The organism is Halorubrum sp. Ea8, assembly GCF_002252925.1.
Taxonomy (GTDB): Archaea; Halobacteriota; Halobacteria; order Halobacteriales; family Haloferacaceae; genus Halorubrum.
This window is the reverse complement of the sequence record NZ_NHPF01000009.1, coordinates 1-18046: the sequence shown is the minus strand read 5'-3', so window position 1 is coordinate 18046 and position 18046 is coordinate 1. Positions and strand designations below refer to the sequence as shown.

Below are 18046 nucleotides of genomic sequence, written 5' to 3'. Positions count from 1 at the left end.
CGGTCCGCCGTCGGGGGTGGCGCGTGAGCTCCGCCTTCCGCGGTCGCCGGATCGCCGGCCTCTATTTCAGCGGCACGGAGCTGCGCGACCTGTTCGTCGCGTGGCTCGCGCTCGGCGTCGCGTTCACGTTCTTCTTCGTCAACGGCACCGCCGGCTTCGGCCGGCTCCTCGCCGCGGGGGTGCTCCCGCCGCTGCTCGTCGGCCTCCTCACCGCGGGCGTCGCGTTCCTCCTCCACGAGATCGCGCACAAGGTCGTCGCGGTCCACTACGACCAGGTGGCCGAGTTCCGCGCCGACAACAGCATGCTGTTTCTGGCCGTGATGAGCTCGCTCCTCGGATTCATCTTCGCCGCGCCCGGCGCGGTCCACCACCGCGGTCGCCTGACGCCGCGAGAGCACGGCCACATCGCGCTCGCCGGCCCGGTCGTCAATCTGCTTCTCACCCTCGTCTTCCTCCCGGCGTTCCTGCTCGGTCCCGTCGTCGGCAGCCCCGTGATCACCCTGATCGGCTCCCGCGGGATCGCGATCAACGTCTTCCTCGCGGCGTTCAACCTGATCCCGTACGGCCCGCTCGACGGGAAGACCGTGTTCGACTGGAGCAAGGGCGTGTGGGTCGGCTTCTTCGTCGTCTCCGTCCTGCTCACGATCGGCCTGGTCTTCGTCGGCGGGCTCGGCTTCGGCGGGCCGTTCTGAGGGGAGCGACGCGACGGGGGCGGTCGCGCCGGCCGGAACGGTGCGCTTTTGCTCCGCGGGCGTCCCTCGACACACATGACCGAGGGCGACGGCGACGAGACGGGGGGAAAAGCGGACGAGGGCGACGACGAACTCACGTACGCCGACGCGGGCGTCGACATCGACGCGAGCGAGGCGGCGACCGCGGCGCTGATCGGCGCGGTCGGCGAGGCCGAGGGCGACTACGCCGGCCTCCTCGACATCGGCGATCGGTACCTCGCGCTCGCGACCGACGGCGTCGGGACGAAGCTCCTCGTCGCCGAGGCGCTCGGCGACTACTCGACGGTCGGCATCGACTGCATCGCGATGAACGTCAACGACCTGGTCGCCGCCGGCGTCCGCCCCGTCGCCTTCGTCGACTACCTCGCGGTCGACGAGCCGGACGAGCGGTTCGCCGAGCAGGTCGGCGACGGCCTCGCCCGCGGCGCCGAGCTGGCGGACATGGAGCTCGTCGGCGGCGAGACGGCGGTGATGCCGGACGTGATCCGGGGACTCGACCTGGCGGGCACCTGCGCCGGACTCGCCGCGAAGGACGCCGTCTTCGACGGCGAGGCGCGGCCGGGCGACGCGCTGGTCGGCTGGCGCTCCTCTGGGATCCACTCCAACGGGCTCACGCTCGCCCGCGAGGCCGCCACGCGGAACCACGACTACGACGACCCCTGCCCGTTCGACGGCTACGAGACGGTCGGCGAGGCGCTCTTGGAGCCGACTCGGACCTACACCGACCTGCTCGACCCGATGCGCGAACGCGACGTGCGCGGCGCGGCCCACGTCACCGGCGGCGGCTGGACGAACCTGACGCGGCTCGGCGACCACCGGTACGTCGTCGAGGACGCCTTCGACCCCCAGCCCGTCTTCGAGTTCGTGCAGTCCGAGGGGAGCGTCTCCGACGAAGAGATGCACCGGACGTTCAACATGGGCACCGGCTTCGTCGCCGCCCTCGATCCCGACGACGCCGAGTCGCTGGCGGCCGAGACAAACGGGCGCGTGATCGGCCGGGTAGCAGATGCCGACGGCGGCGAGACCGGGGAGCCGTCCGGAGCAGTCGCGATCCGAGGACTCGAACTGTAAGCGCGTCAGTCCGCGTCGTCGGCCGTCTCGTCGAGAGCGGCCGCGACTCGGTCCGCAGTCGACTCCAGCGCCTCGGCGAGCGCTCTCGCCTGTGCCGTGGAGAGTTCGACCTCGTCGGCGTGTGCCGGAAGGGAATCGAACGCGGTGTCGTCGAGTTCGACCTGCAGCGTCACGTGGTCCGGTTCCTCTCGCGGCGCGGTGACGTTCACGACGCCGGGCGCGTCCTCCTCGAAGTCGTGACCGCGAACCCGCCCGTCGACGAGGTCGAGCGTGGTGTAGGCGTTCACGCGGAGCAGGCGGTTGCTCATTCGCTCGCCCTCGGCGTCGTCGAAGGCGTCGGGGACGTCGCCGTCGTGGGTGTCGTCGAGGCCTGCATCGTCAGTCGTCCGCCGGCGCCGGCGGCCCCTCGTCGATCCCGTCGTTCTCGGCGTACGGGTACCACGTACGCTTCGTGTTGTGCATCATCGGGTCGTCGTAGTCGGTCTCCTCCGGGTCCACGAGGGCGTCGAGTTCGTCGTCGTCGTGGCGGGCGACGAAGGCGCGGAACGACTCGCCGTCCTCGCGCCGGGCGGCGAAGCTCTCGATCAGGTTCGCGATCGCGCCCGGGACCTCGTCGACCGGGACGCGTTGGGTTACCCAGCGGGCGAACTGGGGGTTCTCGCCGAGGCCGCCGCCGAGGCCGACGTCGAGCGCTTCCACCGGGTCGCCGTCCTTCCTAGTCTTCATGCCGCGCAGGCTCACGTCGGCGATCTGCGGCTGCGCGCACGACGCCGTACAGCCGGACAGGTGGATGTGGAACTCGTCGACGCCGTCCGGGAGGTCGACGTTCCCCTTTAGCCACCGGGCGAAGCGGACCTGCCGGTTCTTGGTCTCGACGATCGACAGCGAGCAGAACTCGGTCCCGGTACACGCGACGGAGCCCCGCATGAACGGCGACGGATCCGGCGAGTAGTGGTCGAGCAACGGCTCGTCGAGGAGGTCGTCGAGTTCCGCGTCGGGCACGTCGGTGAGGATGACGTTCTGTCGCTGGGAGAGTCGGACCTCGCCCGAGCCGTACTCCTCGGCGAGGTCGGCGAGGTCGAGGACGTCGGCCGCACCCATTCGGCCCACGAGCACGTTCAGACCCACGAAGTTCCGCCCGTCCTTCTGATCGTAAACGCCGATCAGGTCGTTCCGCTCGCCCTCGCCCGCGTTGTAGGTGTACTCCTCGCGGACGTCCCGGCCGGCGGTCTCCAGTTCGAAATTGACGTACTCCTCCTGAAGGGTCTCGCGGACCGTCTCCGCTCCCCACTCGTCGACGAGGAACTTCACGCGGGCGTTGTATCGGTCCTCACGGTCGCCGTAATCACGGAAGAGCGCGGAGAGGCCGCCGGCGACGGCCGAGACCTGCTCCGGCGGGACCCAGACGTCGATGTCGCGGGCGAGGCGCGGTTCGTTGCGGGCGAGCCCCCCGCCGACGCGGACGTTGAAGCCGACGGCGTCCTCGCTTTCGGCCCCGTCCGTCTCGACCTGCTTATAAGCGGGCTCGAACGCGAGGTCATTGATATCGCCCTGTCCGGAGCCGTCGGCGGAGCCCGTCACGGACACCTTCCACTTCCGCGGTAGGTTGGTGTGATCGTCGTTCCCTTTGAACGTCTCGTTGAGTTCGCGGATGACCGGCCACGCGTCGACGACCTCCTGGCCGTCCTTCCCGGCGACCGGATTGCCGACGATGTTCCGCCACGAGTCCCCACACGCCTGCTGCGTCGAGAGTCCGTTCGCCGCCAGTTTCTCGAAGACCGCCGGCACGTCCGAGAGCTCGATCCAGTGCAGTTGGATCGACTGACGGGTGGTGAAGTCGGCGTACGCGTCGCCGAAGATCGGATTCGTTCCCGGGCCACGGGCGTACTCGTCGGCGATCTCGCCGACCGTACGGAGCTGCCCCGGCTCGAGCACGCCGTTCGGGGTCCCGATCCGCATCATGAAGTACCCCTCCTGTCCGTTCCGCTGGTGGTACAGCCCCCACCACTTGAACCGCTCGAACCAGGCGTCCCGCTCGTCGTCCGGGATCGAGTCGTACCCCTGCTCGGCGAACTCGAATAGGCGGTCACGAACCTCGTTCCCGTAGACCTCCGACTTCCAGTTCTCGACGTCTGTTGGCATCGTTGTCGGCTACACCCGACGCCCACATAGGTGACCGCGTGGAGTCAACCTTCCCCGGTGGTTTATTTCAGAGGCGGTTATTGCCGGTGGTTTGCCGTCCGCGAACGTCGAACCGACGATCGGTCGAATTCGACGAACTCACCGTCCCGTATCCGTCCAACCGGCAGCCAGGCCGTCGTTCCCGTCACGCCACACGCGATACACTGGCCATGGACGCGAGTCTCGATCGTCGCCCCGTCGACGCCGACCGTCTGGAAGTTCTCGACAACCAGATCGGCGAGATCGCAGTCACAGAAACCGGGCGCGTCGAGGCGCCAGAGTTCGCTAACACGCACTTCTCGGGTGTCGTCGATGGATAGCCACGCCCCGTCATCGAGGACGCGTAAGCGGGTGGTCACACACCGGGTTCGGTCTCGACGAATCAAACGGTGCCGATGCTCGCAAACGCGGACGCGGTTGATAACGCCGAGATGACGGGGAACCGCCCGACTACGGTCGGGTTGGAGGGGGTACGTCAGTCACGGATACCGGAATTCTTTTCCGGTACCATGGAGTAGTGGTTCGATTTACTCGTGTGACGAGGCTTATGATCGATGGAGTCGTACCTCGACGCGATGATGGATCCGACCCCCGATCGTGCCGTCGATCGATCCGTCGATACCGATGACGAAAGAGTCAACCGACAGCACACCTCCGCGGACGTCGCTCCCGAGCTCTTCGAGGACGTTCCGCGAGAGCGATGACAGATCGATCCGCGTCGAGCGCAGGCGACGACGAGCCGGAGACCGAGTCCAGTGATGACGCCGACCCGGAGACTGAGCCGGAACAGACTCAGGAGGGCGATGGCACGGAACATCTCGACGACATCGATGACGGGGTCGGGTGTACGGAGATCTGGGAACACCTTTCGGAGCGGCGGGAGGCGGAGCGGGACGCGTAGCGGGACGGCCGATCGTCGGCCGCGGTCCGGTTACGACAGGTGCGCGGCGATGTCCGCCTCGGTGATGATCCCGACCGTCTCGCCGCCGTCGGTGACCATCACCGCCTTGTAGTGGTCCAGCAGGTTCCGGACCTCGTCGACGGTCGCGCCGGGTGCGACCGTGGGGAACGACTCGCTCATCACCTCGCTGACCGGGTGGTCCCCGACGTTCTCGCCCGCGTGGACCACGTCGCCCTGACTGATCGAGCCGACCGGCACGCCGTTCTGGAGCACCGGGAGCTGCGAGTACGCCTCCTCCTCCATCAGGTCCACCGCCTCGCGCACCGCGTCGTCGGGCGCGACGCTGATCACCGTCTCGTTCATCAGGTCGCTCGCGCGAACGACCTCGCCCTCCGCCTCTTGGAGCGCGTTGACGATCCGCCGGAGCGTCGAGAGCCGCGGGTCGACGTCGCCGCCCTCGATCCGGGCGATCAGGGGCTGTGAGACGTCCGCCGCGTCCGCCAACTCGCTCTGTGTCAGCTCCAGCGTCGTCCGCCGTTCGCGGAGGTCCTGCGGCGTGGGGAGTTCCATACGGTGAATAACTCCGGGTTATTAGAAAAGGTTTCGGCGGCGACCGATATCGCGGCGACGGTCGGGGCTCTCCGCGATCGGAGCGCCTTACTCGGCGTCGCCGCCGTCGTCTCCGTCCGTCTCGACGATCTCGATGACCTCGAGGGGAACGTCCCGCAGCGCGCCGCCGACCTCGCTCTTCGCGATCCGCTCGGCGTGCTCCTCGCTGTCGGCGTTGAAGATGTCGATCTCCAAGAGGAGTCCGACGAGGGCCGTGTTGGCCGCGAGGAACGCGGCGTCGAACGGCTCACCGCAGGCCGGACAGCCGGTGACGCCGGGTTCGACCTCGACGTACTGCTTGTCCGTCTCGTTGAGTCGCTTGCCGGCTTCGCTGACCGCGACGCCGATGGCGTCGTCGGTCTCCTCGACGTCACGGACCAACCAGGCGGCTTCCATCGCGACTTCGTAGTTGCTCATATCCGGGCGGACGGGCCGCAGGGTTTCCTTTCTTGTGGTTCGCCCGCGGTCGCCGTGCGAGAAGGTGTCTCCCGGAGGGTTACGGCCCCGAGAGCTACAACCGCTCGACGATCGCCGCCGTGATCTCGTCGGTCGTCGCGTCGCCGCCGAGGTCGCCGGTGCGCGGCCCGTCGGAGAGAACGCCCTCCACCGCGTCGCGCACCCGTTCGCCCTCTTCGCCGTAGCCGAGGTACTCCAGCAGCATGGCGGCCGACAGTATCGCCGCCGTCGGGTTCGCGACCCCCTCGCCGGCGATGTCGGGCGCGGTGCCGTGGACCGGTTCGAACAGCGCGTTGTCGTGGCCGACGTTCGCGGAGGGAAGGAGGCCGAGCCCGCCGACGAGCCCGGCGGCCAGGTCCGAGAGCACGTCGCCCGCGAGGTTCGGGCAGACGATCACGCCGTACTGCGTCGGGTCGAGCGGGAGCTTCGTCGCGAACGCGTCCATCAGCTCCTCGTCGGCGTCGACGCCGCGCTCCGCGGCGACCGCGAGCACTTCCTCGCGGAACCGCCCGTCCGTCTCGCGCATCACGTTCGCCTTGTGCGCGACCGTGAACCCGTCCTCGGGGCCGCCGGCGGGGCCGCGCCCGTCGGCGACGAACTCGCAGGCGTACGCCGCGAGCTCCCGCGACGCCGACGAGGTGACCACCCGAGTCAGCGTCGAGAGGTCGTCCGAGAGCCGGTCCTCGTGGCCGGCGTAGACGCCTTCGGTGTTCTCGCGCAGGAAGACGACGTCCGTCTCCGGGCGCAGCGCGTCGACGCCGGGGTACGCCTTGGCGGGTCGGACGTTGACGAACGAGTCCACGGCGTCTCGCAGCGGGAGGATGACGTCGGCGGCGGTCTCGCCGGCCGCGCCGAACAGCGTCGCGTCGGCGTCCGCGGCGAGCTCGTACGTCTCCGCCGGGAGCGCCTCGCCGGTCGCCTCCTTCGTCGCGTCGCCGGCCTCGCCCCGGACGAACTCGAAGCCGAGGTCGAACGACTCCAACACCTCCAGGGCCGCGGGGACGACCTCCCGGCCGATCCCGTCGCCCTCGATGACGGCGACCTCGTGGCTCACGCCTCGTCCCCCGGGATGTCCGCCTCCGGGACGTAGGGCAGCGACCGGGCGGTCTCGCGGACCGCGCCGGCGTTCGCGCCCATCAGCGCCGTGGTGTCCCAGACGCCCTCGACGAGGGCCTTCCGCTGGGCGTCGTGGACCGTCGCGTCGATCGCGGTGTCGTCGTAGGTGATCGTCTCCGCGGCCACGTCGATGTCGACCTCCGCGTCGGGGTTCGCCTCGACGTAGTCCTGAAGCGCCTCGATCGACTCCTGGTCGGCCGTGACCGTCGGGATGCCGAGCGCGAGGCAGTTCCCCGCGAAGATCTCCGCGAACGACTCGCCGACGACGGCGTCGATCCCCCAGCGCATCAGCGCCTGGGGGGCGTGTTCGCGCGAGGAGCCGCAGCCGAAGTTGGCGTTGACGACGAGGACGTTCGCGCCCCGGTACTGCTCCTCGTTGAAGGGATGGTCCTTCTCGTTGTCGTCGTCGTCGAACCGCTGGTCGAAGAAGGAGAACTGGCCCAGCCCGTCGAAGGTGACGACCTTCATGAACCGCGCCGGGATGATCTGGTCGGTGTCGATGTCGTTGCCCCGGACCGGGATCCCGGTACCGGAGACTTCGGTCACCTTCTCCGCCGGCGCCTCGCCGGCGCTGAAATCGGGCGAGCTCATACGATCGCCACCTCCTCCATCTCGCGGACGTCGGTGACCTCGCCGGTCACCGCCGCGGCCGCGACCATGATCGGGCTCATCAGCACGGTCCGCCCGTCCTTCGAGCCCTGCCGGCCGACGAAGTTCCGGTTCGAGGAGGACGCGCTCGCCTCGTCGCCCTCCAACTGGTCGTCGTTCATGCCGAGACACATCGAACAGCCCGGCTCGCGCCAGTCGAACCCGGCCTCGATGAAGATCTCGTCGAGCCCTTCGGCCTCGGCGGCGTCCCGGACGCGCTGGCTGCCGGGGACGACCATCGCGCGCACGTCGTCGTCGACCTCGCGGCCCTCGACGAACGCCGCGGCCTCGCGGAGGTCTTTCAGGCGCGCGTTGGTACAGGAGCCGAGGAACGCCACGTCGATGTCGTACCCCTCCATCGTGTCGCCCGGCTCGACGCGCATGTGCTTCTGCGCGCGACGCGCGGTGTCGCTGTCCTCCTCGGGGAGGTCGTCCGGGTCCGGGATGGGCTCGGTGATGCCCGCGGTCTGTCCCGGCGTGGTCCCCCACGTCACGGTCGGCTCGATCGCCGAGCCGTCGATGGTGACGATGTCGTCGTACTCCGCGCCGTCGTCGGTCCGGATCGACTCCCAGTAGGGCTTCAGCCGCTCGAACTTCTCGGGGTCGTCGGCGAAGGCGTCCGTCTCCCGGAGCCACTCGTAGGTGGTCTCGTCGGGGTTGACGTAGCCCGCGCGAGCGCCGCCCTCGATGGACATGTTACAGATGGACATCCGTCCCTCCATCCCGAGCTTCTCGATGGCCTCGCCGGCGTACTCGTAGACGTAGCCGACCCCGCCGTCGGTCCCGAGCTTCCCGATGATCGTGAGGATGATGTCCTTCGCGGTGACGCCCTCACCGAGCTCGCCCGTGACCTCGATCCTGCGGACCTTCTGTTTCTCCATCGCGACGCAGCCCGTCGCCAGCACGTCGCGGATCTGCGACGTGCCGATGCCGAACGCCAGCGCACCGAACGCGCCGTGCGTCGACGTGTGCGAGTCGCCGCAGACGATGGTCATGCCGGGCTGCGTGAGCCCCTGCTCCGGCCCGATGACGTGGACGATCCCCTGATCGCCGGAGTCCGGGTCGGAGAAGTCGATGCCCGAGCCGCGGACGTTCTCCTCCAGCTCCGCCATCATGCTTTCGGCGGCCTCGTCGCTGTAGGGCCGGTCGCGGTTGCCGGTCGGCACGATGTGGTCGACCGTGGCGTGGGTGCGCTCCGGGAAGGCGACCTCCCGCCCGCGCTCCTTCAGCATGCCGAACGCCTGCGGGCTGGTGACCTCGTGGACGAGGTGGAGCCCGACGAACAGCTGGTCCTGTCCCGTTGGCAGCTCCGTCACCTTGTGGTGGTCCCACACCTTGTCGTACAGGGTCCCCTCGCTCATCGGGGATCACCCGCGCGGGGCGCGGTCGCCGTCGCTTCGGTCCCGTCGCCGCGGACGCCCATCAGGCCGTCACCTCGGCCGACTCCTCTTCCTCCTCGCCCTCCTCCTGCCACGCGAACAGGCCGCGAAGCTCCTCGCCGACGGCCTCGATCTCGTGGTTCTTCTCGGCGTTGCGGAGCTGGGTGTACGACGGCCGGCCCGCCTGGTTCTCCGAGATCCACTCGCGGGCGAAGGTGCCGTTCTGAACGCCTTCGAGGACCTCCTCCATGTTCGCGCGGACCTGGTCGTCGATGATCTCGTCGCCCCGGGTGAGTCCGCCGTACTCCGCGGTGTGTGAAACGGAGTCCCACATGGCGCCGAGCCCGCCCTCGTACATCAGGTCGACGATGAGCTTCATCTCGTTCATGCACTCGAAGTACGCCATCTCGGGGGAGTAGCCCGCCTCGACGAGCGTCTCGTACCCCTGCTTGATCAGCGAGGCGATGCCGCCGCAGAGGACGGCCTGCTCGCCGAACAGGTCGGTCTCGGTCTCCTCGCGGAAGCTCGTCTCGACGACGCCGGCGCGGGTGCAGCCGATCGCGGCCGCGTACGCGAGCGCCTCGTCGTGGGCCTCGCCCGTGGCGTCCTGATACACCGCCAGCAGCCCCGGCGTCCCCTGGTCGTTCTCGTAGTTCCGGCGGACGATGTGGCCCGGCGACTTCGGCGCGATCATCGTCACGTCGACGTCCTCGGGCGGCTGGATCTGGTTATAGTGGATGTTGAACCCGTGCGCGAACTGGAGCGTGTCGCCGGGCTCCAGGTTCGGCTCGATCGACTCCTCGTAGACGTCCGCCTGGACCGTGTCGGGCAGGAGGACGCTCACGATGTCGGCCGCCTCGGCGGCGGCGGCCGGCGTCGCGACCTCGAGCCCGTCGCTCTCGGCGGCCGCGCGCGAGGAGCTGTCCTCGCGGAGGCCGACGACCACGTCGATCCCGCTCTCGTGGAGGTTCTGGGCGTGCGCGTGCCCCTGCGAGCCGTAGCCGAGCACGGCCACGACCGTCTGGGCGATCGCTTCGCCGTCCGCGTCTTCGTCGTAGTATACGTTGGATTCGACCGTCTGCATGTCGTTGTCGCTCATTGTGTAATGTGTGAGTGTGTGTCTGCGTCAGCTGTCGTGCGTCGTCGGTTCGCCGGCCGTTCCGGGTTTCTCTCCGGGCGCCGTCGGGACGTCGCCGCGCGCGAGCGCGGTCTGGCCCGTTCGAGCGATCTCGATGATGCCGAACTGGCGGAACGCGTCGAGCGCGTCGTCGATCCGCGCCTCGTCGCCGGTGAGCTGGACGGTGATCGTCCGCGGCCCGGCGTCGAGCGTCCGACCGTCGTACATCTCGGTGACGGCGTGGACCGCGGCCGGGTCGTCCGCCTCGATCTTCAGCAGGACGAGCTCCGCCGTCACCGCGTTGCCGGACACCTCGCCGACGGATATCACGGGTTTCAGCTTCGCCATCTGCTTTTCGATCTGGTCGATGCCGGGGTCCGTCTCCTCGACGACCATCGTGATCCGCGAGTGTCCGTCGACGGTCGTCGGCCCGACCGTGAGGCTCTCGATGTTGAACTGGCGGCGGGAGACGAGCCCGGAGACGCGCGCGAGCACGCCCGGCTCGTCCTCCACGAGCGCCGAGATGACGGCGCGCCGCGACTCGTGTTCGGCCTCGACGACGGGGTCGATCCGGATCCCTTCGAGATTTCGGCGCCCCTCCGGGTGGTCCCGCTCCTCGGGGCCCGGCTGCTCGCCCGGCGCCGGCCGGGAGTCGGGCTCCGGGACGCCGCCGGACGCGGAGCCGCCGTCGGTCGCGGGTCGGGAGTCGGGCGAATCGCCGCTCATAGCTGGTCCTCCGCGGTGGCGAACTTCCCGTTTGCGCCGCCGCTCGGCACCATCGGCAGGACGTTCTCCTCGGGGTCGACGTGGAAGTCGATCACGGCGGGGCCGTCGTAGTCGAGGGCCTCCTCGACCGCCGGCGCGACCTCGTCGTAGTCGTCGACGCGGAGGCCGAGGGCGCCGAACGCCTCCGCGAGCTTGTCGAACTCGGGCATCCACGTGTAGTCGGAGGCCATGTGACGCCCCTCGTAGAAGGCGTCCTGCCACTGCCGCACCATGCCGATGTACTCGTTGTTGAGCACGGCGATGGTGACGTCGAGGTCCTCGCGGACGGCCACGGAGAGCTCCTGCATCGTCATCAGGAAGGAGCCGTCGCCGTCGAAACAGACCACGTCGCGGTCGGACTCGCCCATGGCGTCGGCGGCGACCCGCGCGCCGACCGCGGCGGGCACGCCGTAGCCCATCGTCCCCAGACCGTGCGAGGAGACCCACGTCCGGGGCTCCGTGTACGTCCAGAACTGGGAGGCCCACATCTGGTGTTGGCCGACGCCGGTCGTCACGATGGCGTCGTCGTCGGTCGCCTCGTCGAACGCCTCGACGACGAACTGCGGTTTCAGCGGCTCGTCCTCGGGCGTCGCGTACGTGAGCGGGTACGTCTCCTTCCACTCGGCGCACCGCTCGCGCCACGCCCCGGCGTCGGGCGCCTCGCGGACCGCCGCGGTGAGCTGGTCGAGGACGCGCTCCGCGTCGCCGATCAGCGGGTGGTCCGCGTGGACGTTCTTCGAGATCTCGGCCGGGTCGATGTCGACGTGGACGACCTCGGCCTCGGGCGCGAAGGTGTCGATACCGCCGGTGAGCCGGTCGTCGAACCGGGTGCCGACCGCGATCAGGCAGTCGGTGTGGGTGATCGCCATGTTCGCGTAGCCGGTGCCGTGCATCCCGGCCCACGAGAGGCAGAGATCGTCGTCCTCGGGGAACGAGCCGATCCCGGGCATCGTCGTCGTCACCGGGATCCCGTACGTCCGCGCGAACGTCCGCGCGGCGTCGCTCGCCTCGGCCTTGATCACGCCGCCGCCGAACAGACAGAGGGGCCGCTCGGCCTCCTCGATGGCCCGAGCCGCCGACTCGACCGCGTCGGTGTCGGCGTTCGGGTCGGGGTCGGTGCCGGCCGGGGGCGTCGCCGGCCCCGGCGTCTCGTCGGTCTCGCCCTGCGTGACGTCCTTCGGGAGGTCGACGAGCGTCGGCCCCGGGCGACCGGCCCGGGACAGCTCGAACGCCTCGCCGACGGTGTCGCCGACGGTGTCGGCGCCGCTCGCGAAGTAGTTGTGCTTCGTGATCGGACGGGTGACCCCGATCGTGTCGGTCTCCTGGAACGCGTCGTTGCCGACGAACTCGGTCGGCACCTGTCCGGTCAACGCGAGCATCGAGTCGGAGTCCATGTCGGCGTCGGCGATCCCGGTGACGAGGTTCGTCGCGCCCGGGCCCGAGGTCGCCAGGCAGACCCCCGGTTCCCCGGACACGACGCCGTACGCGTCGGCGGCGTGGACGGCGCCCTGCTCGTGGGCCATCGTGACGTGGTCGATCGAGGAGCTGTACAACGCGTCGTAGACGGGCATGATCGCGCCGCCCTGGACGCCGAAGGCCGTCTCCGCGCCGGCCGCCTCGAGGGCGGCGACGACCGACTCCGCGCCGGTCGCGACCGTCCCCGCGGCGGGCGTCTCGTCGGGATCGGCGCCGGGCGCCCCGTCGTCGGCTCCCGTCGCCGGCTCCTCGGAGCCCTCCGGATCGTCCTCTCGTGGGTGTGCTGCTGTGTCGCTCATTGTCGTGGTGGTGTTCGGTGTGGCATCTCTCGCGCGTCGAGGGTCGGTCCGACCGCCGCCGCGATCGGATCGCGGTCCGTCGGCCGGCGGTCGATAGTTCGTCGAGTCGGTGAGGAAGGGGTGATGTAGGGGATTATACCCCTACGATGATCGGCGCGACGGCTCCGGCGACGTCGACTGTCGTCGGAAGTGCGGTGTGCCGTCGCATCTCGCCCTGACCAACGGAGTCCGGGTATAAATCCCTGTCGGGGCGCCGACACGGTCGGTCGGATCGCGGCGTCGAACCGGTCCGCCGTTCCGAACCGGTTCGGGGCACGCGGACTCCCCGGAGCCCCCGTCGACTCGCGCGGCGGTCGCTCGGCGGGCTCCCCGGTCAGGGGGGCGGCCATCAGACCCGGACCTCCTCCTCGCGGTCGATGCCCGCCTCCTCGGCGAACCGCTCGACGTCGCCGGCGGTCACCTGCCGCTTGCCGGCGCCGTACTCCTTGACGCGTTTGGTGATGCGCCGGACCTCGCCGTCGCTCGGGACGAAGCCGGCCTCCTCCAGGTGCTTGCGCACGCTGTGGGTGCCGGTGTGTTTCCCGAGCACGAACTCGCGCTCGGCCCCGACCATCTCCGGGGTCATCACGCCGGTCTCGAACGTGTCGCTGTTCTCGATGACGCCGGCGGCGTGGATGCCCGACTCGTGCGCGAACGCGTTCCGTCCGGTGACGGGCTTGTTCGCGGGCACGGGGATGTCGGACGCCTCCTCGACGATCCGCGCCAGCTTGGTGATCTGGGTCGTGTCGATGCCGGTGTCGACGCCGTACACCGACTCGACGGCCATCACGACCTCCTCGTATGCGGCGTTGCCGGCGCGTTCGCCGATCCCGTTGACCGACACCTGCGCCTGCTCGGCGCCGTTCTCGAAGCCCATGATCGCGTTCGCCGCGGCCATCCCGAAGTCGTCGTGCGTGTGCACGTCGACGCGGGCGTCGGTCGCGTCGACGACGGCCTCCACGGTCTTCCCGAAACTCGTCGGCATCGCCACGCCGCACGTGTCCGGGATGTTGATCCAGTCCGTGCCGGCGTCGCTGACCGCCTCGACGATCTCCGTCAGGTACGTCGGGTCCGTCCGGGTGGCGTCCATCGGCGAGAACATGCACTCGACGCCGGCGTCTTTCACCTTCTCGACGGCGGCGACGGCGCGTTCCTTCGCCTCCGCGCGGGTCGCGTGCATCGAGTCCTCCAGCTGGACGTCGCTGGTGGAGACGAACACGTGGACCATCTCGACGCCGGAGTCGATCGCGGCGTCGATGTCGCCGTCGACGACCCGCGCCAGCCCGCAGACGGTGGTGTCCGTCGCGGCGGCGATGTCGCTGACGGCCTCGAACTCCGCGTCCGAGTTCACCGGGAACCCCGCCTCGATGACGTGGGTGTTCATGTCGTCCAGCGTCGCCGCTATGCGGCGTTTCTCGTCGTAGCTGAACGACGTCCGTGGTGACTGTTCTCCGTCTCGTAACGTCGTGTCGAAGATCCGTACAGGACCGATTTCGATGTTAGAAGCTATCGTGCCCTGGAAGAACTCGATCCGCCGGGGTGTCCGACGAAGCCTCCGTGATGTCTGTCATCGACTGTCGACAGGACGGTCGAGAACTTAACGCTTGTGCCAATAGCAAAAACGACGCCTCGCTGACAGTGGCTCTCGTGTCGGCGTCGTCGAAAAACCGCCTGACGTGAGCGCCGTATCCATTCTTTATACTCCTTATACGCTAACCGCGAACGGCCGGGTATGTGGTTTCGGAACCGCGTTGATAAGCCCGATCGACGTTCGTTTCGTTTCGGCCGCGCCCGGGCACGCCGCCGCGGCGCCGCCGGCTCAGAGACCGAGCGCGTCGGTGATCTCGCGGCGCGCCGCCAACAGCGCCTCGTCCGTTCGGTCGCGGGGGCGAGCGGCGTCGACGTCGACCACCGTCTCGACCGTCCCGGGTTGGGCGCCGAGGACGGCGACGCGGTCGGCGAGGTACGCGGCCTCCTCGACGTCGTGCGTGACCATTGCGACCGTGGTCCCCCGCGCCGCCCACACGTCGAGCAGGTGGTCCTGCTGTTCGCGTTTCGTTAGCCGATCGAGCGCCGAGAACGGCTCGTCGAGCAGTAGCACCTCCGGCTCGTAGGCCAGCCCCCGCGCCAGCGAGACGCGCTGGGCCATCCCGCCCGAGAGCTCGCCGGGCGAGCTCTCCGCGAAGCCGCCGAGTCCGACCGTCTCGATCAGCTCGTCGACTCGGTCGCGCGCGGCGGGGTCGTCGCGGTCGACGTCGGCCGGGAGCCCGAGGGCGACGTTCTCACGCACGTCGGCCCACGCGAGGAGCCGCGGCTCCTGGAACACCATCCCGACGGCGTCGCTGCCGCCCTCGCGCACGTCGACCCCGCCGACCGCGGCGTCGCCCTCGAACCGGTCCTCCAATCCGGAGAGCACGCGCAACAGCGTCGACTTCCCGCAGCCGGACGGGCCGACCACCGCGAGGAACTCCCCGTCCCCGACCGCGAGGTCGACGCCGTCGAGTGCGACAGTCTCGCCGTAGCGCTTGGTGAGCCCGCTGACGGCGAGGGTCGGATCGGTCGGTGGGTCGGTCGGCGGATCGGTCGCCGGGTCCGTCGTCGGTTCGGAGTCTCGTTCCGTCTCGGTCGTCGCGTCGCCGTCGGGACGACCCTCGTCGTCGTCCGTCTCGACGTCGCTGTCAGCGAGCACGCCCCTACCGAACGACGACACGGTTCTTCACCTCCTTGACCGCCAGATCCGAGAGGTTCCCGAGGAAGGCGAACAGCAGGATCGAGCCGACGATGATGTCCGGGCGCGCGAGCACGCGGCCGTCGCTCAGCAGGAACCCGATCCCCTCGCTGGCCGCGATCAGCTCCGCGGCCACGACGAACATCCACGCCAGACCGACGCCGCCCCGGATCCCGACGAGCAGGCTCGGCACCGCGGCCGGGAACACGACCCGGCGGAGCGACTCGACCCGGCCGAGGTCGTACACCTCGGCGACCTCCAGCAGGTCCTCGCTCACCTCGCCGATCCCCGTCGAGAGGTTGAGGTAGACGGGGAAGAAGGCGCCGACGGCGATCAGGAGCACCTTCGCGCCCTCGCCGATCCCGAACCAGAGCAGGAACAGCGGCACCCACGCCAGCGAGGGGATGTTCTTGAGGCTCTGGAGCAGGGGGTCGAGCAGGTCGGCGGCGAGTCCGGAGAGCCCGGTGAGCGTCCCGAGGACGACCCCGACGCTCGCGCCCAGGAGGACCCCGAGGAACACGCGCTGGACCGTGATCGCGACGTGGCCCCAGAGCTCGCCCGAGGCGCTCAGCCCGTAGAGGGTCTCGACCACTCGCAGCGGCGTCGGTAGCTGGTGGGCGGCGAAGACGCCGGTCGCGACCAGCAGGTGCCAGGCGACGACGATCGCCGCGGGCACGACGAGCCCGAGCAGCCACCGGAACCGGTCGGCGTCCGGGAGAAGTCCGGCGGCGGCCTCGGCTCCCGTCCGTCCCGTCTCGCGCGTCGTCGCCATCTCACTCTCCCCCGCTCCCGGCGTCGCCGACGCTCTCGGCCGCGAACTCCGCGTCGAGCAGGTCGTCGATGCTCCCCGCGGGGTCGGCGTCGTCGGCGACGAGCCCCTCCCGCTCCAAGATCGGCGCGAGGTCGGAGAGCAGCTCGCGGTGGGCCTCTCCCGGAAGCGGCTCGGAGAGGTCGGTGCGGCGCGTGAACACGCGCTCGGCCACCGCTTGGGACATCTCCGACTCGCTCGCGAGGATGCCCGCGGTCTCCGCGGGGTTCTCGATCGCCCACTCGCGGCCGCGCTCGTACGCCTCGACGACCCGCCGGGCGTCACCCGGGTGATCCGCGAGGAACCCGTCGAGGAAGTTGAGGAAGCCGTAGGTGTTGTACGCGGGCTCGCGGAAGAACAGCTCCGCGCCGTCGTGTTCCAGCTCCAGCTCGGCCATGTGCGGGTCGAGACCGGCCCACGCGTCCACGTCGCCTCCCACAAGCGCCGACTGCCCCTCGGGGTGTTGGAGGTGGACGACCTCGACGTCGTCCTCGCTCAGGCCGGCGTCGTCGAGCGCCTGCAGCAGGAAGAAGTACGGGTCGGTACCGCGGGTGGCGGCGACGCGCTTCCCCTCGAGGTCGGCGACCGACTCGATCCCCGTCTCCGCGAACGTGACGAGCGCGGTCCACTCCGGCTCGGAGTAGACGTACGGCGTCGTGATCGGGACGCCGTTCGACCGCGCCATCAGCGCCGCGATCCCGGCGGTCGAGGCGACCTCCGCCTCTCCGCCCTGCGAGTACTCGTTCGCCTGGTTGCTGCCGAGGCTCAGCACCCACTCGATCTCGACGTCCGTCTCCGCGAACGCCGCCGACAGCCAGCCCTTCTCGCGCAATACGAGGCTGACCGGGTTGTAGTAGGCGTAGTCGACCGTCACGGTCCGTCCGTCGCTCCCGGCGCAGCCGGCGAGCAGCGAGCCGCCGACCGCCGCGCCGGTGCCGCGCAGGAACTGTCTTCGTTCCATCGTACCACCTCGTACCGGTGCCACTGATAAGGGCGTATGCTTATAGAGAATAATTATCTGCACCTATGATGTCTAATAGTAATTTATTCTGTGGCATGAGAGACGAACACAGGGACTGATCCGCCGGCTCGGAGTCTCTGACGGCGGTCCGCGCGGCTGAGTCTGTCCGCGAGCCGCGAGCCGTCCGATGCCCGACGTGTGTGATACCGGAACCGATTGCCGTCACGCGTCACGCGACCCGCGTCGTCGAGGCGACGGTCGCGCTCCGCGAGGCGCTCGTCGAGGTCGCCGGCTACGCGTCGTCGAGACCGCGAACCGCGTCGAGGAGAGCGCCGTCGTCGGCCGCGGCGTCGCCCTCGACGACCCGGTCGGCGGCCGCGAGGACAGTCCCGTTCGGGTCGGGTCGGTCGCCCTCGATCCGATCGGTGTCGCCGCCGGCGCCGTCGACGACGACGGTCGCGTCGGCCTCGCGCGCCAACGCCGTCGCGGCCTCGCGGGCCTCCGGACCGACGGGCTCGAACGGGGGCGCGGCGACGAGCGCGGCGCCGGCGTCACGGGCGGTCTCGGCGGCCGCGTCGCCCTCGGGGACTACCCCGACCGAGAGGTCGTGTCCGGCGGCCGCGAGGCGGGCGACGACCCGCGAAGCCTCCCGTCCAGTCCCGACGACGTGGAGCCGGCGCTGGTCGGCGCCGTCGCGGGCCGCGTCGCCCCCGCCGGCCGCGTCGACCGTATCGAAGGCGGTGACCGCGGGCGTCCCGGTC

19 protein-coding genes and 1 pseudogene are annotated in these 18046 nt (G+C 69.8%); 4 read left to right on the top strand and 16 right to left on the bottom strand.

The window, feature by feature from the left end:
• Nucleotides 1-23 precede the first annotated feature (23 nt).
• Entirely contained in the window at nt 24-692 is a 669-nt protein-coding gene (locus DJ74_RS00435; RefSeq protein WP_094525968.1) for a metalloprotease, read from the top strand.
• Between the two features lie 75 nt (nt 693-767).
• Nucleotides 768-1802, top strand: a complete 1035-nt coding sequence (purM, locus tag DJ74_RS00430; RefSeq protein ID WP_094525962.1) for a phosphoribosylformylglycinamidine cyclo-ligase — start codon at nt 768-770, stop codon at nt 1800-1802.
• Between the two features lie 5 nt (nt 1803-1807).
• Here purM and DJ74_RS00425 read toward each other — a convergent pair whose 3' ends face one another.
• From DJ74_RS00425 to DJ74_RS19485, 3 genes are all read right to left on the bottom strand, one after another.
• Nucleotides 1808-2110, bottom strand: coding sequence for a DUF6360 family protein (locus DJ74_RS00425; RefSeq protein ID WP_094525961.1), 303 nt, complete (start codon nt 2108-2110; stop codon nt 1808-1810).
• A 70-nt stretch (nt 2111-2180) separates the two neighbouring features.
• Entirely contained in the window at nt 2181-3944 is a 1764-nt protein-coding gene (locus tag DJ74_RS00420) for a nitrite/sulfite reductase (RefSeq protein ID WP_094525960.1), read from the bottom strand.
• 77 nt (nt 3945-4021) lie between these two features.
• The gene (locus tag DJ74_RS19485; RefSeq protein ID WP_094523338.1) at nt 4022-4342 is read right to left on the bottom strand and encodes a hypothetical protein; all 321 of its coding nucleotides are present in this window, start codon (nt 4340-4342) and stop codon (nt 4022-4024) included.
• 195 nt (nt 4343-4537) lie between these two features.
• On the opposite strand from DJ74_RS19485, the gene DJ74_RS18950 reads away from it, so the two are divergent.
• Nucleotides 4538-4687: a hypothetical protein gene (locus tag DJ74_RS18950; RefSeq protein WP_170938307.1), complete on the top strand. Its 150-nt coding sequence runs from the start codon at nt 4538-4540 to the stop codon at nt 4685-4687.
• On the top strand, nt 4684-4884 hold the full coding sequence (locus DJ74_RS00410; protein WP_094523336.1) for a hypothetical protein: 201 nt from the start codon (nt 4684-4686) through the stop codon (nt 4882-4884). Before DJ74_RS18950 ends, DJ74_RS00410 begins: the two co-directional genes overlap by 4 nt.
• Nucleotides 4885-4914: 30 nt before the next feature.
• Here DJ74_RS00410 and DJ74_RS00405 read toward each other — a convergent pair whose 3' ends face one another.
• From DJ74_RS00405 to DJ74_RS18945, 13 genes and pseudogenes are all read right to left on the bottom strand, one after another.
• Nucleotides 4915-5454, bottom strand: coding sequence for a CBS domain-containing protein (locus DJ74_RS00405; RefSeq protein WP_094525959.1), 540 nt, complete (start codon nt 5452-5454; stop codon nt 4915-4917).
• Between the two features lie 87 nt (nt 5455-5541).
• Entirely contained in the window at nt 5542-5910 is a 369-nt protein-coding gene (locus DJ74_RS00400; RefSeq protein WP_094525958.1) for a DUF555 domain-containing protein, read from the bottom strand.
• A 94-nt stretch (nt 5911-6004) separates the two neighbouring features.
• Entirely contained in the window at nt 6005-7003 is a 999-nt protein-coding gene (locus DJ74_RS00395; RefSeq protein WP_094525957.1) for an isocitrate/isopropylmalate family dehydrogenase, read from the bottom strand.
• Nucleotides 7000-7656: a 3-isopropylmalate dehydratase small subunit gene (leuD, locus tag DJ74_RS00390; RefSeq protein WP_094525956.1), complete on the bottom strand. Its 657-nt coding sequence runs from the start codon at nt 7654-7656 to the stop codon at nt 7000-7002. The genes DJ74_RS00395 and leuD overlap by 4 nt, the downstream gene beginning before the upstream one ends.
• Nucleotides 7653-9074 carry a 3-isopropylmalate dehydratase large subunit gene (gene leuC / locus DJ74_RS00385; RefSeq protein WP_094522247.1) on the bottom strand — a complete coding sequence of 474 codons (1422 nt, stop codon included), beginning with the start codon at nt 9072-9074 and terminating at the stop codon, nt 7653-7655. The genes leuD and leuC overlap by 4 nt, the downstream gene beginning before the upstream one ends.
• Before the next feature lie 61 nt (nt 9075-9135).
• A complete protein-coding gene (gene ilvC / locus DJ74_RS00380) occupies nt 9136-10191 on the bottom strand; it encodes a ketol-acid reductoisomerase (RefSeq protein WP_094522246.1) in 1056 nt (351 codons plus the stop codon).
• A gap of 27 nt (nt 10192-10218) precedes the next feature.
• Nucleotides 10219-10935 (bottom strand): acetolactate synthase small subunit, encoded by a 717-nt coding sequence (gene ilvN / locus DJ74_RS00375; protein WP_094522245.1) that lies wholly within the window; start codon nt 10933-10935, stop codon nt 10219-10221.
• Nucleotides 10932-12749 carry a biosynthetic-type acetolactate synthase large subunit gene (ilvB, locus tag DJ74_RS00370; RefSeq protein ID WP_094522244.1) on the bottom strand — a complete coding sequence of 606 codons (1818 nt, stop codon included), beginning with the start codon at nt 12747-12749 and terminating at the stop codon, nt 10932-10934. The genes ilvN and ilvB overlap by 4 nt, the downstream gene beginning before the upstream one ends.
• 388 nt (nt 12750-13137) lie before the next feature.
• The gene (locus DJ74_RS00365; protein ID WP_170938309.1) at nt 13138-14298 is read right to left on the bottom strand and encodes a LeuA family protein; all 1161 of its coding nucleotides are present in this window, start codon (nt 14296-14298) and stop codon (nt 13138-13140) included.
• Nucleotides 14299-14607: 309 nt separating this feature from the next.
• Nucleotides 14608-15498, bottom strand: coding sequence for an ABC transporter ATP-binding protein (locus DJ74_RS00360; protein ID WP_249269127.1), 891 nt, complete (start codon nt 15496-15498; stop codon nt 14608-14610).
• Nucleotides 15482-16288, bottom strand: coding sequence for an ABC transporter permease (locus DJ74_RS00355; protein WP_094525954.1), 807 nt, complete (start codon nt 16286-16288; stop codon nt 15482-15484). The genes DJ74_RS00360 and DJ74_RS00355 overlap by 17 nt, the downstream gene beginning before the upstream one ends.
• A gap of 1 nt (nt 16289) precedes the next feature.
• Nucleotides 16290-17285, bottom strand: a complete 996-nt coding sequence (locus DJ74_RS00350; RefSeq protein ID WP_094525953.1) for a substrate-binding domain-containing protein — start codon at nt 17283-17285, stop codon at nt 16290-16292.
• 292 nt (nt 17286-17577) lie between these two features.
• Nucleotides 17578-18046 (bottom strand): annotated as a pseudogene (locus DJ74_RS18945) (corrinoid ABC transporter AT-binding protein); the annotation flags it as partial.